Below are 14,917 nucleotides of genomic sequence, written 5' to 3' on the forward strand. Positions count from 1 at the left end.
GTTTTACTCTCGCTCTGATTAATTGACGATAAACCCCGTAAAGTTAATCTCGTCAACACGGCAATGCGCCGTCAGAATAACTGAAAGTAAGGACTTAATGATGAAAAAATTAACTGCTCTGTTTGTTGCTTCTACTCTGGCTCTGGGCGCGGCTAATCTGGCTCATGCGGCAGATACGACTTCTACAACCACCACCGACGCCACGCAGCCGGCCGGTAAAATGATGCATCATCACAAAGGTAAGATGGGCCCGCGTCACGATATGATGTTCCAGGGACTGAACCTGACCGATGCGCAGAAACAGCAGATTCGCGACATCATGAAAGACAGCCGCGAACATATGAAACGTCCGCCGCAGGAAGAGATGCGTGCGATGCATAACCTGATTGCCAGCGACAGCTTCGATAAAGCGAAAGCGGAAGCGCAGATTACGAAGATGGAAGAGCAGCATAAAGCCATGATGCTGTCTCGTCTGGAAACCCAGAACAAGATTTACAACATCTTAACCCCGGAACAGAAAAAGCAGTTTAATGCTAATTTTGAGAAGCGTCTGACAGAACACAAAGCGCCAGAAGGTAAAATGCCTGCTGCGCCTGCCGAATAATCCACTCGGCACACTGTCTTAAGACCGCCGAAGTTGCTCATAAATGCCAAAAGGCTATGGGCAGCTCCGGCGGTTTTCTTCTTTATTTCTTCCAGAAATCATCAAACACGGTAATCGGCGGACGGCGCTTATGCTCGGTCTTCAGATACCAGCCTTCGATAGTCTTTGCCAGCTCTGGCGCCAGCGTTTTGCCTTCCAGATAATCGTCAATATTGTCGTAGGTGACGCCCAGCGCCACTTCGTCTGGCAGAGAAGGGCGGTCATCTTCGAGGTCGGCGGTGGGGGCTTTCTTATAAAGATGCTCCGGACAGCCTAGGGCGGCCAGCAGCTGTTTGCCCTGGCGTTTATTGAGACGGAAGATCGGGTTAATGTCGGTGCCGCCGTCGCCGTACTTCGTAAAGAAGCCGGTGATAGCTTCCGCGGCGTGATCGGTCCCGACCACTACGCCGTGAGTCATACCTGCAATACTGTACTGGGCTTTCATACGTTCGCGAGCTTTTTCATTACCGCGAACAAAGTCGCTCAGCTCGATACCCGCCTCACGCAGCGCCTGCTCGCTGGCCAATACAGCACCTTTAATATTAACGGTCAGCACGCGATCCGGCTGGATGAAAGCAATCGCGTCCTGGCAGTCCTGTTCGTCGGCCTGAACGCCGTAGGGCAGGCGTACGGCGATAAACTGCAGCGCGCTATCGCCGCTTTCCGCCCGCAGTTCATTAATAGCCTGCTGGCACAGTTTACCAGTCAGGGTAGAGTCCTGGCCCCCGCTGATGCCCAGCACCAGTGATTTGATAAACGGATAGGTTTTCAGGTATGACTTAAGAAAATCCACGCTGCGACGGATCTCTTCTTGTACCTCAATCTGCGGTTTTGCGCCGAGCGCCTGAATAATTTCTTGTTGTAATGCCATTTACCCCTCCGGAATGTAGTGTGCCAGCCTTGCCGTTAGCCCATCAGAACAAAGTGTTAAAGCTACCTCTTTGACGGTAAAACGACAAGGATCACAGTTTTGACTGCGGTAAATTAATCCGATTTTTCGGTCCTGATGAGATTGATTTCGGCGTATTGGTTGATAAATAGCAATATTTATCCCACGCTTATTACACATTGAACGAAAGGAGAGGGAACATGAATAAAAAAGTCGTAGGGCTTCTGGGCGCCGGCGCTGTGCTGGCGATGCTGGCGGGTTGTACTGCATACGATCGTACTAAAGATCAGTTTACTCAGCCGGTGGTCAAAGATGTTAAAAAAGGGATGAGCCGTTCACAGGTAATGCAAATTGCCGGTAAACCGTCTTCTGAAGTCACCATGATTCACGCTCGCGGCACCTGCCAGACCTATATCCTGGGTCAACGAGATGGTAAAGCTGAAACCTATTTTGTGGCTCTCGATGAGACTGGCCACGTGATCAACTCCGGCTACCAGACGTGTGCTGAGTACGATACGGACCCGGCTGCTGCTAAGTCATAATCGTGTGTTTATAGGATGCCTACGAAAACCCGACCTCTGTGTCGGGTTTTTTTATCAGATCTGATGCTTATTTCTTGTCGCGAATTATTTTGAGCAAAGTGTGAAGACAGTCAAAACCGAAGGTCAATGAGAGACAATTTTTGCCTGTTAAGAATTATCAGTAGGCAAATTGTTGCCGTATACTCAATGCATAAACAGAAGATAACTCATCTGTTACATACGAGGGTAGTGGGCACATGGAACATCGCCCGGTGATGACAGATTTCACAAGTTGAGGAAGCGTGAATGGAAAAGAAACATATCTATCTTTTTTGCTCTGCGGGGATGTCCACTTCATTGTTGGTATCTAAAATGCGAGCGCAGGCTGAGAAGTACGAAGTACCGGTAGTGATCGAAGCATTCTCAGAAGCTTTTGCCGCAGAAAAAGGCCCGCAGGCAGATGTTATTCTGCTCGGCCCGCAAATCGGCTATATGCTGAACGATATTAAAAAGATTTTACCGAACAAGCCGATCGAAGTTATCGATTCAACGTTGTACGGTAAGGTAGATGGTTTAGGCGTGCTTAAGGCAGCGGTTGCTGCAATTAAAAAAGCCGCTGCGCAATAATTTTATAATTTTCCCGTCAAAGAGTTATTTCATATTTCAATCGCCGCAATATTAATTGCGGCCTTTTAAGGGTATTTTTCTATGAGTAAAGTGATCGATTCGCTTGAAAAGGTACTCCTTCCTTTTGCCGTTAAAATAGGAAAACAGCCACACATTAATGCGATTAAAAACGGTTTTATTAAATTAATGCCGCTGACCCTTGCAGGGGCCATGTTTGTATTAATTAACAACGTTTTTCTGAGCTTTGGTGAGGGATCATTCTTTTATTCAATGGGGGTTCGCCTGGACGCGTCAACCATTGACACGTTAAACAGCTTTAAAGCTATTGGCGGTAACGTTTATAACGGTACTTTAGGTATTATGTCGCTGATGGCACCTTTCTTTATCGGTTCAGCCTTAGCGGAAGAGCGTAAAGTTGACCCGATGGCGGCTGGCCTGTTAGCGGTAGCGGCATTTATGACCGTCACCCCATACAGCGTTGGCGATGCCTATGCGGTTGGCGCGAACTGGCTGGGTGGTCAGAACATCATTTCCGGTATGATTATCGGTCTGGTGGTGGCTGAACTGTTCACCTTCGTTATCCGTCGTAACTGGGTTATCACTCTGCCAGACAGCGTACCGTCCTCGGTGTCGCGTTCCTTCTCGGCGTTAATTCCAGGCTTCCTGATCCTGTCCATCTTCGGCATCATCTCGTGGATTCTGTCTTCTTACGGCAGCAACTTCCACCAGATCATCATGGACTCCATCTCCAAACCGCTGGCGGCAATGGGTGGCGTGGTTGGCTGGGCATACGTACTGTTCAACTCCCTGCTGTGGTTCTTCGGTGTGCATGGTTCACTGGCGCTCACCGCGTTGGACAACGGCATCATGACCCCATGGGCGCTGGAAAACATCGCGCTGTACAACCAGTACGGCTCTGTTGATGCGGCTATCGCTGCGGGCCAGCAGTTCCACTTCTGGGCGAAACCGATGCTGGATTCCTACATCCTGCTGGGTGGTTCCGGTGCGACTTTAGGCCTGATTATCGCTATCTTCATCGCCTCTCGCCGCGCTGACCATCGTCAGGTTGCGAAACTGGCTCTGCCGTCGGGTATCTTCCAGATTAACGAACCGATTCTGTTTGGTCTGCCAATCATCATGAACCCGGTTATGTTTATCCCGTTCGTGCTGGTACAACCGATTCTGGCTGCCATCACCCTGGCTGCTTACTCGATGGGTATCATCCCTCCGGTAACCAACCTGGCACCGTGGACCATGCCAACCGGCCTGGGCGCCTTCTTCAACAGTAACGGAAGCGTCGCGGCACTGCTGGTCGCACTGTTCAACCTCTGTGTCGCAACGATGGTGTACATGCCGTTCGTGATTATCTCGAACAAAGCGCAGGCCACCATTGAAGAAGAAGAAAGCGAAGAAGACATCGCTGCCGCTCTGAAATTCTAATGCCAATGCGGTATGGAGCCGGTCTCCATACCGCCCTCAACAAAAGGAATAAATATGTTTGATCTGGATAATGTCGTTGCTGAGGACGTGCAGGAAAACGATCTCGAAGAAGTGGTGATGGGCCTGATTATCAACTCCGGACAGGCGCGCAGCCTGGCATACGCCGCGCTGAAGCAGGCGAAGCAGGGTGATTTTGCTGGCGCGAAAGCGACCATGGAACAGTCCCGCGTTGCCCTGAGCGAAGCGCACCGTGTGCAAACGCAGCTGATTGAAAGCGATGAAGGCGAAGGCCGTATGAAGGTGAGCCTGGTGCTGGTTCATGCGCAGGATCATCTTATGACGTCAATGTTAGCGCGTGAGCTGGTTGCTGAATTGATCGAACTTCACGAGAAGGTACAATAGGCTTTTCCCTATGAGGCAACCTAAGATGATCACCATGGAAATCAACACCGCCCGAGAACAACAGCTCTTTAACGGTAAGAATTTTCATGTCTTCATCTACAACAAAACGGAAAGCATCAGCGGGCTGCACCAGCATGACTACTACGAGTTCACTATCGTACTGACCGGGCGCTACTATCAGGAGATAAACGGCAAACGGGTTATGCTGGAGCGCGGAGACTTTGTGTTTATCCCGATGGGTTCACATCACCAGAGCTTCTATGAGTTTGGCGCGACGCGAATCCTCAACGTCGGAATCAGCAAAGACTTCTTCGATACCCACTATCAGTCGCTGGTTCCGTTTGCGCTGGTTGCATCACAAGTCTATTCGATTAAAAGCACGTTTCTTAGTTACATTGAGTCGGTTATTTCGTCACTGCACTTTCGTGAAACGGAATTTGACGAATTTATTGAACTGGTTTCCTTCTACGTGATTAATCGCTTACGCCATTATCGCGAAGAACAGGCGCAGGATGTGACGCCGCAGTGGTTAAAATCTACTGTCGAAGCCATGCACGATAAATTAAAGTTTGGTGAAGGCGCGTTGGAGAATATGGTCGAGTTATCCGGGAAAACCCAGGAATATTTAACCCGAGCCACCCAACGCTATTACGGTAAAACACCGATGCAGATTATTAATGACATCCGCATCAACTTTGCCAAGAAACAGCTGGAAATAACGAATTACTCGGTGACCGATATTGCGTATGAGTCAGGTTATAGTAGCCCAAGTTTGTTTATTAAAACTTTCAAGAAGCTAACCTCATTCACACCGAGCAATTATCGCAAACAGCTGACGATTATCAAATAACGCGCTGCGGAATCACTCCGCAGCTCTGAATTAAAGACTTTAACTATCCACGTATAATGTGGAGGGTAACCCACGTTTACTTGTGGATCACGAGGGAGAAAGAGATGAGCCAGAAATTAAAAGTCGTCACAATTGGTGGTGGTAGCAGCTATACGCCGGAATTGCTGGAAGGTTTTCTCAAGCGTTATCACGAACTGCCGGTCAGCGAACTGTGGCTGGTTGACGTTGAAGATGGCCAGGAGAAGCTGGATATCATTCATGCCCTTTGCCAGCGCATGGTGGAAAAAGCCGGCGTACCGATGAAGGTCTATAAGACGCTGAATCGCCGCGAAGCGCTCGAAGGTGCCGACTTTGTGACTACGCAGCTGCGCGTTGGTCAGCTCAAAGCCCGTGAGAAAGATGAACGTATCCCGCTGAGCCATGGTTACCTGGGGCAGGAAACCAACGGCGCTGGCGGCCTGTTTAAAGGTCTGCGTACCATTCCGGTGATTTTCGACATCATTAAAGATGTGGAAGAAGTATGCCCGAACGCGTGGGTGATTAACTTTACCAACCCGGCGGGAATGGTGACCGAAGCGGTCTATCGCCACACCAATTTCAAACGTTTTATCGGCGTGTGCAACATTCCAATCGGCATGAAGATGTTCTTCACCGACGTATTGCGCCTGAGTGAGAAAGACGATCTTTCCATCGACCTGTTCGGCCTGAACCACATGGTTTTTGTACGCGATGTGCTGGTCAACGGCGAGTCTCGTTTTGCTGAACTGCTGGACGGCGTAGCCTCCGGTACACTGTCGGCGAACACCGTGAAAAACATTTTCGATATGCCGTTTAGCGAAGGCCTGCTGCGTTCTCTGAACCTGCTGCCGTGCTCTTATCTGCTGTACTACTTCAAGCAGAAAGAGATGCTGGCTATCGAAATGGGCGAGTATTACAAAGGCGGCGCGCGTGCGCAGGTGGTGCAGAAGGTTGAGAAGCAGCTGTTTGAGCTGTACAAAAATCCGGACCTGAACGTCAAGCCGAAAGAGCTGGAACAGCGCGGCGGGGCCTATTACTCCGATGCGGCGTGTGAGGTGATCAACGCTATCTACAACGATAAGCAGACTGAACACTACGTGAATATTCCGCACCACGGTCATATCGACAACATCCCGGCGGATTGGGCGATTGAAGTCACCTCTATCCTGGGCCGCGACGGCGCGAAACCGCATCCGCGCGTCACGCATTTTGACGAGAAAGTGCTGGGTCTGATACATACCATCAAAGGCTTTGAAATCGCGGCCAGTAAGGCAGCGATCAGCGGTGAATTTAACGATGTGCTGTTGGCACTGAACTTAAGCCCGCTGATCCACTCTGATAAAGATGCAGAGATTCTGGCGCGCGAACTGATTCTGGCCCATGAAAAATGGTTGCCGAACTTCGCTGCCACCGTGGAGAAACTGAAACAGTGACAGGAGGCATGATGGAACGTTTGTTAATCGTGAACGCCGACGATTTTGGCCTGAGTAAAGGGCAGAACTACGGCATCCTCGACGCCTGTAAGAACGGACTGGTTACGTCCACCACCGCGCTGGTTAACGGCGCGGCTATTGACCACGCGGCTCAACTGAGCCGCCGTACGCCAGAGCTGGCGGTGGGCATGCACTTTGTGCTCACGCTGGGCGAACCGTTGACGCCGATGCCGGGCCTGGCCCGCGAAGGCAAACTCGGTAAGTGGATCTGGCAGGTGGCCGAGGAAGATGCGCTGCCGTTGGACGAGATTGAGCGTGAACTGGCGTGTCAGTATCAGCGTTTTGTCGATCTGTTCGACGCTGAGCCGACACATTTTGACAGCCACCACCATGTGCATATGATCCCGCAGATCTTTCCGCTGGTGGCCGAGTTTGCGAAATCCAAAGGCATCGCGCTGCGTATAGATCGCTCCATCCCGTACCCGTTTGCCCTCCCGGAAGGGTTGCGCAGCAGCGAGGGATTCAGCAGCGAATTTTACGGCGATGCGATTTCCGATGAGCTGTTCCTGAAGGTGCTGGACGACTCAACCGCACGCGGGGAAGGCTCGCTGGAGGTCATGTGTCATCCGGCGTTTGTCGACAATACTATTATGGGCAGCGCCTATTGCTACCCGCGCCTGGCGGAGCTGGACGTCCTGACCTCCGCATCGCTGAAATATGCCATTGCGGAGCGAGGCTATCGTCTCGGTACTTACCGCGACGTGTAATCGACCGTTTTACCCCCTCAACCCTTTGCCCGGCAGCGACCCTGCCGGGCTTTTTTGTGTATGACGATCGCTGGCGATTGCTGCTATTATAGGGGTTTACCGCTTTGTCTTACTGATTGTGAATTTAACTGCTTATGAAACCGCTTCGCCAACAAAATCGGCAGATTATCAGCTACGTACCGCGCACCGAACCCGCTCCCCCCGATCACGCCGTGAAGGTTGAAGGCTTTCGCGATGTGTGGTTGCTGCGTGGAAAGTACGTTGCGTTTGTGTTGATGGGCAGCGCGTTTTGTCGCTCGCAGGCGTTCAGTATCCCGGAGTCTGCCCAGCGTTGGGCTGTACAGATGCGCCAGGAAGGGGAGATCGACGCTTAATCGCGTTGGCTGGATATAAAAAAACCGCTGAGTCAGCGGTTTTTTTATCGGTATAACGGTCTGCTTTAGCGATGCGCCAGTTCGGCATCTTCTTCGCTATTCAGCACCTCTTTGTCGGTCTGACGCAGCCACTGACTGGTCAGGGTGCCGGCAGTCATGGAACCGCTGACGTTCAGCGCGGTACGGCCCATGTCGATCAGCGGTTCCACGGAAATCAGCAGCGCAACCAGCGTGACCGGCAGCCCCATCGCGGGCAGCACGATCAGCGCAGCGAAGGTTGCACCGCCGCCCACGCCGGCAACGCCTGCAGAGCTGACGGTCACCATACCAACCAGCGTGGCAATCCACAGCGGATCCAGCGGGTTAATGCCCACGGTTGGAGCAACCATCACCGCCAGCATGGCCGGGTAGAGACCTGCACAACCGTTCTGACCAATGGTCGCACCAAAGGAAGCAGAGAAGCTGGCAATGGATTCCGGTACGCCCAGGCGACGGGTTTGTGCTTCGACGTTCAGCGGGATAGACGCGGCGCTGGAGCGGCTGGTGAAGGCAAAGGTCAGCACCGGCCACACTTTACGGAAGTACTTCAGCGGGCTCACGCCGTTGACGCCCAGCAGAATGCCGTGCACCACAAACATGATCAGCAGGCCAAGGTAGGACGCGACTACGAAGCTACCCAGCTTGATGATGTCCTGCAGGTTAGAACCGGCGACTACTTTGGTCATCAGCGCCAGCACGCCGTACGGCGTCAGCTGCATCACCAGGCGCACCAGCTTCATCACCCAGCCTTGCAGGGTATCGATAGCGGTCAGTACGCGCTGGCCTTTCGGTTCATCATCTTTCAGCAGCTTCAGCGCAGCCACACCCAGGAATGCCGCGAAGATAACGACGCTGATGATAGAGGTTGGGTTAGCGCCGGTGAGATCCGCAAACGGGTTTTTCGGCACGAACGACAGCAGCAGCTGCGGTACGCTCAGGTCAGCAACTTTGCCGACATAGTTGCTCTGAATGGCGTTCAGACGTGCAGTCTCGGCGGTGCCCTGAACCAGACCTTCAGCGGTCAGGCCGAACAGGTTAGTCACCAGCACGCCGACCAGCGCGGCAATAAGCGTGGTAAACAGCAGGGTACCGATGGTCAGCACGCTGATTTTACCCAGCTGAGAGGCATTATGCAGACGGGCTACCGCGCTCAGAATTGAGGCGAAGACCAGCGGCATGACGATCATTTGCAGCAGTTGCACATAGCCGTTACCGACCACGTTAAACCACTGGATAGAGTCCTTCAGCACCTGGCTATCAGAACCGTAGATCAGCTGCAGCGCCAGGCCAAAGACCACACCGATAACCAGGCCGACCAGCACTTTTTTGGCCAGGCTCCACTGCTTGTGACGCGTTTGCGCCAGCGCCAGCAGCAATACGGCGAACACAACGACGTTCGCGATTAGTGGAAAGTTCATCCCCGTTCTCCTGAAGTTTTTTTCACGCCGTTCGCGGTGATTTTGTGTTGCCGCGGCGGGTGTCTTTTTAGGACAAACCCGTAAAGATTTGTCTGGATGTGAGAAGGTTAACAGAACTGAAATGGTACGCTTATATCCAAATGGAATGGATTATGCCAAAAATGCGATCTTCGCCGAATTATTGCTCAGCCCGGCGATGAATGAAGCGATTAAAGTCGGTTTGCAGCGAATTTATCATCGACGATGACCAGCGTATGGCGCTGTTTTCCGGTAGCGATTGCGGCATGAACACGGCGTAGGCAAACAGCGCCATACACAAAACGCGCTCCAGCTGATTCCCTTTACGCGGTGCGAGAATCGGCAGACGAAAACGCCAGCGGCAGGGCCACAGCAGCGGGACGCCCGCTGGCGTGAGCATGTCGGCGAGAATGTGGCTCAGATAGCCCAGCACCATCCCCTGTAGGGCATCGGCGGGGACTATCCAGCTGTCCGGTACTTTCAGATAGAAAAGGGTGAGCGCGGCAAAGACGGCGAGCAGGCTATGGGTAAAACCGCGATGGCCACACATCCGCGCAATGGGCTTCGATAACCAACTTAGCCGCTGCCCCAGGAAGGAGCGTGGGTGGTCAATATCCGGAAGCAGACAGGTCAATATCGCCGACGGCACGATGTGCCACCAGTCTCCTTGTGCCAGGACCGGCGTCAGTTCGGCATTTTTAGCAAATACCGCGCAGGCGATTGAAAAAAGGAGATGACCTTCCGCCGTCATGATGAAACCCATTAATCTGTGAATTCATACAGTATAGGGTTTTTATACAGTAGGCGGAAGAGGTTACAGTGTAACTCTTTGTCAAAAAATTAACGTGCCAGCCAGCCGCCGTCTACGGCCACCGTATAGCCATTAATGTAGTCCGAGGCAGACGAGGCGAGGAATACCACCGGGCCTTTGAGATCGTCTGGCGTCCCCCAGCGTCCGGCCGGAATACGGTCGAGGATTTCCTTGCTGCGTTCAGCGTCGTCACGCAGCTGCTGGGTGTTGTTGGTGGCCATATACCCCGGCGCGATGGCGTTGACGTTGATGCCGTGCTGAGCCCATTCGTTGGCCAGCAGGCGGGTGATGCCTAATACCCCGCTTTTTGAGGCGGTGTAGGATGGCACACGAATGCCGCCCTGGAAAGAGAGCATCGACGCAATATTGATAATTTTCCCGCCGTTACCTTGTTGCAGAAACTGTTTCGCCACCGCCTGTGAGAGGAAGAACACCGACTTCAGATTCAGGTTCATCACATCGTCCCAGTTCTTTTCGCTGAAGGTCAGCGCATCTTCACGTCGAATGGTCCCGGCGTTGTTGACAAGAATGTCGATACGGCCCGCGGCGGCCACGGCGGCGGGGACGATATCAGCAATGGCGTCAGGCTGGCTCAGATCGGCCTGAATCGCAAACATCCGACGGCCCAGCGCCGCCACTTTTTCTGCGGTTTCTTGCGGAATGCTGCGGCTGACGCTGACGATATCGCATCCGGCTTCCGCCAGCCCCAGCGCCATACCCTGACCGAGACCTTTATCGCAGCCGGTAACGAGTGCGACTTTACCTTGCAGATTGAAAGCATGAAGAATCATTTCGACCCCTGTATACGGTTTTTATCATTATGAGATGACCTACAGGGCTAAAGCATAGAAGGGCGTAGCGGAAAATTCAAATAAAAATAAAACAGTGTTTCATTTTTATGATTGGGTTGGCATTTGCGGGCACAATCCGTGCCCGCATCATGATTAGCCGCACAAATTTTCGCGGGTGAGGAATTCCAGAGACGGCAGCTTCACATCGGCCAGAGCGAAGCGCGGGTCGAGTTGGCTTTCCGGAGCCGGGACAACAATGGAGCGCATGCGCGCCGCTTTGCTGGCAATCATGCCATTCACCGAGTCTTCCAGCGCCACGCAGCACAGCGGATCGACATCCAGCGCGGCCGCGCAGTTCAGATAGACCTGTGGGTGCGGTTTGCTATAGGCTAACGTGTCGGCGGAAGCCAGCGCGTCGAACTGCTCGCGCAGGTCAAACATGGTCAGCACTTTTTCCAGCATGTATAGCGGAGAGGCGGAAGCCAGGCCGACTTTTAACCCTTGTGCTTTGCATAGCGCGACGGCTTCACGCACGCCTGGCAGCAGCGGGCGCGTCTGCTCAACCAGCGAAATGACGCGGGCAATCATCCGTTCAACTACGGCGGCACGGTCCGGGCCGCTCCATGGCTGTTGGCCGTACCACAGGTCGACCACCAGATCGATACGTAAACCGCGAGTATCGGGAAGCTCGTGACGACGGGTAAAATCGACGCCCAGCTCGCTCAGCACTTCGTGCTCGGCACGGTCCCACAGCGGCTCGGAATCGATCAGTAATCCATCCATATCGAATATTGCGGCGCGTATTTGACGCTCGGTGGACATAACTACCTCTCCTTTAGGGTAACGAATGCCGGTTAATGGTATATCATATCGGGCGTAAAGTCGGGCGAAAGTCACCTTCAGCAGGTAGACTTAATAAGCACTTAGCCCGAGAGTCTGCGTCTTAACAAGGGGAACCCATGACGTATCAACAAGCTGGACGCATTGCCATCCTCAAGCGTATTGCCGGGTGGGTTATTTTTATTCCTGCCCTGATCTCTACGCTGATTTCCGTGCTGAAATTCATGTATGAACACAGCGCTAAGCAGCCGGGAATCGATGCCGTCATGATGGATTTTGTCCACGTGATGGTCGACATGATGCGTTTCAATACGCCATTCCTGAATCTCTTCTGGTACAACTCGCCGCAACCGGACTTTCATAACGGCCTGAATATTATGTTCTGGGTTATTTTTGCGCTGATTTTCGTTGCGCTGGCGCTACAGGACTCCGGCGCGCGCATGGCGCGTCAGGCGAAGTTTTTGCGTGAAGGGGTGAACGATCAGCTGATTCTGGAGAAAGCGAAAGGGGCGGAAGGGATGAGCCGTGAAGCGCTGGAGGCCCGCGTTGAGGTGCCGCGTCATACCATTTTCGTACAATTCTTCCCGCTCTATATTCTGCCGATCATTGTGATTGTCGTCGGCTACTTTGTTCTGAAAGTGTTGGGGTTCCTCTAAAAGCAGCAAGCCCGGCGGTGGCCGGGCTTGTGATTATGCAGCAGGGATAGCGCGCGGTTTCCCCTGAGGGTCGACCGCGACATAGATAAACAGCGCTTCGGTCGCTTTATAGCGCTGACCAATTGGCTCTGATGACACCTTTTTTACCCACACTTCAATATTGATAGTCACCGACGTATTGCCGCGTTTGACGCAGCGCGCATAGCAGCACACTACGTCGCCGACCGCTACCGGGCGCAGGAACGTCATACCGTCTACCCGTACGGTCACCACGCGGCCATGGGCCACTTCTTTCGCCATAATGGCGCCACCAATATCCATTTGCGACATCAGCCAACCGCCGAAAATATCGCCGTTGGCATTGGTATCCGCAGGCATGGCTAAAGTGCGTAATACCAGCTCTCCCTGTGGAGCGTCATTCTGTAGTGTCATTATTATTCTCTGTGCTTACTTATGGTCATCTTGTGGCATATGACGATAGATATACACGCCGCTCAGCACGGTGAATACCAGCGTCAATGCCGTCAGGCCAAACACCTTAAAGTTTACCCAAATGTTTTGCGGTAACCAAAAGGCGATATAAATGTTTGCCAGCCCGCAGAGGATAAAGAACACCGCCCAGGCGAGGTTCAGCTTCGACCACACCGCTTCCGGCAGGGTGATCTCTTTGCCCAGCATGCGTTGAATCAGCGGCTTTTTCATCACCCACTGGCTAATCAGCAGCGCACCGGCGAACAGCGCGTAGATCACGGTGACTTTCCACTTAATAAACTCATCGTTATGGAAGAAAATGGTCAGGCCGCCAAACACAGCCACCAGAATAAAGGTGATCAGCGCCATTTTTTCGACTTTACGATAGCGTACCCAGCTATAAATCAGCACCACCGCAGTGGCGACAATCAGCGCGCTGGTGGCCGCATAGATGTCATAGATTTTATAGAAGGCGAAAAAGACAACCAGCGGTAAGAAATCAAGAAACTGCTTCATACTTCGATTCCGTAGTTCATGCCGCCCACCCACGGGCGGCATCAGATTATTGACGAATAAGCATATACACGCGGAATAAATAGATCAGCAACAAGGCGGAAATCAGGTTGCTGAGCGTGTTAGCCACCACGGCACCAAGGTATGGCGTCAGGAAGGCAAAGCTTGATGCAAACAACAGCAGCAGCGTTTTCGCCAGCATCCAGCCAACCACCGCGGGGGCAATCAGACGAATATTGGCCCAGCCGAGACGAGTGCTGTGACGAATGGCGGAAAAAACGCCCAGTTTATCCTGCACCATCATCACCGGGGCGAATGCCAGCACGATGGCCAGCAGGATGCCGGGAACCACGATCAGCATGACGCCCATTTGAATCAGGAACGTACTGATAAAAATGAGCACCAACAGCTTCGGCAGCACCGGCGCGCTGGCGCCAATCGCTCGCAGCGCACTGACCGGCTGACCGGCGGAGATAAGCTGAATCATCAGCAGAATACCGCCCGCCAGAATCGCATTACCGATGAGCCCGGCAAAGGTGGAAGCCGCAGAGGATTGCAGCAGAATTTGCTGCTGCTCCGGCGTCATGTTCTGCACCAAATCAAACAGCCCTGTGCTGCCTGCCAGATGCTCTCCGGTAGTCAGCGTCGCGAGCTGTTCATCGCTGGGGGAAAAGGCATGGCCAAGCACCACCGTGATAAATGAACAGAGCAAAGCAATCAGCAAAATGGTCACGAACTGATTACGGAAAAAATTACCCGTGTCACGGTATACAGACTGCGCCGTGATAGACATGCACTCTCCTTGAGTATTGCAGGTGTTAATTAGCCGGCAATTGTACCGCAAATCGCGCCTGCGTAGCAGCCTCTGCGCCGGCTCCGCTAAGTATATCTTTGTAAATAGGATTCAGCGGCGGCAGGCCGTATCGCGCGCGGGCGCGATTGCAGGCCTCATTGGGCTCGCCATTTTCACCGGACATGGCGAATTCGCGGCACGGAGAAGGGCGATTGGCATAGATGGTGCAACTGACCGAACCGCCGATTTCCCCCGAGAGGGCCGCGCAGCGGGGCTGACGCTGGTTGGTGCCGGTCATACAGCGTAACAAGGGGGTAACGGGCTCGGTGAGCTGCGCGGGAACAGGGCCACCGGCATCATCGGCTTCAGCCCAGTAAAAAGAGACTCGAAAATACGCACAACAGGCACCGCACGTCATGCACGGGTTGATTTCACTCATGATTACACCTGATAAAAACGCATCAACAAAATTGTCACGCTCTAAATTATCCAGCCGCTTTGATGCCGACAAGAGGGGGCAAAAAATTTTTTCCGACAAAATCAATGAAATTGATGTGGGTGATAATTTCCCGTCTGACATAGGTTGTGAAAATTGATCTGGAT

General features: G+C 52.8%; 19 protein-coding genes. 10 read left to right on the forward strand and 9 right to left on the reverse strand.

All coding sequences use genetic code 11. The features are described from left to right. Window positions 1-97 precede the first annotated feature (97 nt). On the forward strand, window positions 98-604 hold the full coding sequence (gene spy / locus NNN71_RS19225) for an ATP-independent periplasmic protein-refolding chaperone Spy (protein ID WP_271459125.1): 507 nt from the start codon (window positions 98-100) through the stop codon (window positions 602-604). An 82-nt stretch (window positions 605-686) separates the two neighbouring features. Here the strand turns inward: spy and nadE are convergent, their stop codons facing one another. Beyond that, entirely contained in the window at window positions 687-1,514 is an 828-nt protein-coding gene (nadE, locus tag NNN71_RS19230) for an ammonia-dependent NAD(+) synthetase (protein ID WP_163445667.1), read from the reverse strand. Between the two features lie 218 nt (window positions 1,515-1,732). Here nadE and osmE point away from each other — a divergent pair, with 218 nt between their 5' ends. The 8 genes from osmE to cedA all read left to right on the forward strand — a co-directional run bounded on the left by osmE (window position 1,733) and on the right by cedA (window position 7,964). Beyond that, window positions 1,733-2,074 (forward strand): osmotically-inducible lipoprotein OsmE, encoded by a 342-nt coding sequence (osmE, locus tag NNN71_RS19235; RefSeq protein ID WP_163445665.1) that lies wholly within the window; start codon window positions 1,733-1,735, stop codon window positions 2,072-2,074. Between the two features lie 285 nt (window positions 2,075-2,359). Further along, window positions 2,360-2,680: a PTS sugar transporter subunit IIB gene (locus NNN71_RS19240; protein ID WP_163445663.1), complete on the forward strand. Its 321-nt coding sequence runs from the start codon at window positions 2,360-2,362 to the stop codon at window positions 2,678-2,680. Window positions 2,681-2,761: 81 nt separating this feature from the next. Further along, complete coding sequence (chbC, locus tag NNN71_RS19245; RefSeq protein WP_163445661.1) at window positions 2,762-4,120, forward strand: PTS N,N'-diacetylchitobiose transporter subunit IIC; 1,359 nt, start codon at window positions 2,762-2,764, stop codon at window positions 4,118-4,120. A 54-nt stretch (window positions 4,121-4,174) separates the two neighbouring features. Then, window positions 4,175-4,522: a PTS N,N'-diacetylchitobiose transporter subunit IIA gene (gene chbA, locus NNN71_RS19250; protein WP_163445659.1), complete on the forward strand. Its 348-nt coding sequence runs from the start codon at window positions 4,175-4,177 to the stop codon at window positions 4,520-4,522. Between the two features lie 25 nt (window positions 4,523-4,547). Continuing rightward, a complete protein-coding gene (gene chbR, locus NNN71_RS19255) occupies window positions 4,548-5,372 on the forward strand; it encodes a transcriptional regulator ChbR (protein WP_163445657.1) in 825 nt (274 codons plus the stop codon). A 104-nt stretch (window positions 5,373-5,476) separates the two neighbouring features. Then, window positions 5,477-6,823: a 6-phospho-beta-glucosidase gene (locus NNN71_RS19260; protein WP_163445655.1), complete on the forward strand. Its 1,347-nt coding sequence runs from the start codon at window positions 5,477-5,479 to the stop codon at window positions 6,821-6,823. An 11-nt stretch (window positions 6,824-6,834) separates the two neighbouring features. Continuing rightward, a complete protein-coding gene (chbG, locus tag NNN71_RS19265; protein ID WP_163445653.1) occupies window positions 6,835-7,590 on the forward strand; it encodes a chitin disaccharide deacetylase in 756 nt (251 codons plus the stop codon). Between the two features lie 134 nt (window positions 7,591-7,724). Next, window positions 7,725-7,964 (forward strand): cell division activator CedA, encoded by a 240-nt coding sequence (cedA, locus tag NNN71_RS19270; RefSeq protein ID WP_064546171.1) that lies wholly within the window; start codon window positions 7,725-7,727, stop codon window positions 7,962-7,964. 65 nt (window positions 7,965-8,029) lie between these two features. Here the strand turns inward: cedA and NNN71_RS19275 are convergent, their stop codons facing one another. The 4 genes from NNN71_RS19275 to hxpB form a co-directional block, all read right to left on the reverse strand. After that, window positions 8,030-9,421 (reverse strand): L-cystine transporter, encoded by a 1,392-nt coding sequence (locus NNN71_RS19275; protein WP_249021964.1) that lies wholly within the window; start codon window positions 9,419-9,421, stop codon window positions 8,030-8,032. Between the two features lie 178 nt (window positions 9,422-9,599). Next, complete coding sequence (locus tag NNN71_RS19280) at window positions 9,600-10,190, reverse strand: metal-dependent hydrolase (protein ID WP_065357639.1); 591 nt, start codon at window positions 10,188-10,190, stop codon at window positions 9,600-9,602. An 89-nt stretch (window positions 10,191-10,279) separates the two neighbouring features. Further along, window positions 10,280-11,041 (reverse strand): 2-dehydro-3-deoxy-D-gluconate 5-dehydrogenase KduD, encoded by a 762-nt coding sequence (gene kduD, locus NNN71_RS19285; RefSeq protein ID WP_163445649.1) that lies wholly within the window; start codon window positions 11,039-11,041, stop codon window positions 10,280-10,282. A gap of 153 nt (window positions 11,042-11,194) precedes the next feature. Next, window positions 11,195-11,863 carry a hexitol phosphatase HxpB gene (gene hxpB, locus NNN71_RS19290; protein WP_163445648.1) on the reverse strand — a complete coding sequence of 223 codons (669 nt, stop codon included), beginning with the start codon at window positions 11,861-11,863 and terminating at the stop codon, window positions 11,195-11,197. Between the two features lie 137 nt (window positions 11,864-12,000). On the opposite strand from hxpB, the gene NNN71_RS19295 reads away from it, so the two are divergent. Beyond that, complete coding sequence (locus NNN71_RS19295; protein WP_163445646.1) at window positions 12,001-12,537, forward strand: YniB family protein; 537 nt, start codon at window positions 12,001-12,003, stop codon at window positions 12,535-12,537. 33 nt (window positions 12,538-12,570) lie between these two features. On the opposite strand, the gene yciA is transcribed toward NNN71_RS19295, so the two are convergent. From yciA to NNN71_RS19315, 4 genes are read right to left on the reverse strand one after another with little or no spacing between them, the layout of a single operon-like run. Continuing rightward, complete coding sequence (gene yciA / locus NNN71_RS19300) at window positions 12,571-12,969, reverse strand: acyl-CoA thioester hydrolase YciA (protein WP_106926567.1); 399 nt, start codon at window positions 12,967-12,969, stop codon at window positions 12,571-12,573. Window positions 12,970-12,984: 15 nt separating this feature from the next. Next, on the reverse strand, window positions 12,985-13,524 hold the full coding sequence (locus NNN71_RS19305; RefSeq protein ID WP_065357604.1) for a septation protein A: 540 nt from the start codon (window positions 13,522-13,524) through the stop codon (window positions 12,985-12,987). Between the two features lie 46 nt (window positions 13,525-13,570). Continuing rightward, window positions 13,571-14,314 (reverse strand): YciC family protein, encoded by a 744-nt coding sequence (locus NNN71_RS19310; RefSeq protein ID WP_163445644.1) that lies wholly within the window; start codon window positions 14,312-14,314, stop codon window positions 13,571-13,573. A gap of 25 nt (window positions 14,315-14,339) precedes the next feature. Continuing rightward, window positions 14,340-14,753, reverse strand: coding sequence for a YkgJ family cysteine cluster protein (locus NNN71_RS19315; RefSeq protein WP_271459126.1), 414 nt, complete (start codon window positions 14,751-14,753; stop codon window positions 14,340-14,342). Window positions 14,754-14,917: the final 164 nt, after the last annotated feature.

The organism is Kluyvera sp. Awk 3, assembly GCF_028069715.1.
Lineage (GTDB): Bacteria > Pseudomonadota > Gammaproteobacteria > Enterobacterales > Enterobacteriaceae > Kluyvera > Kluyvera georgiana_A.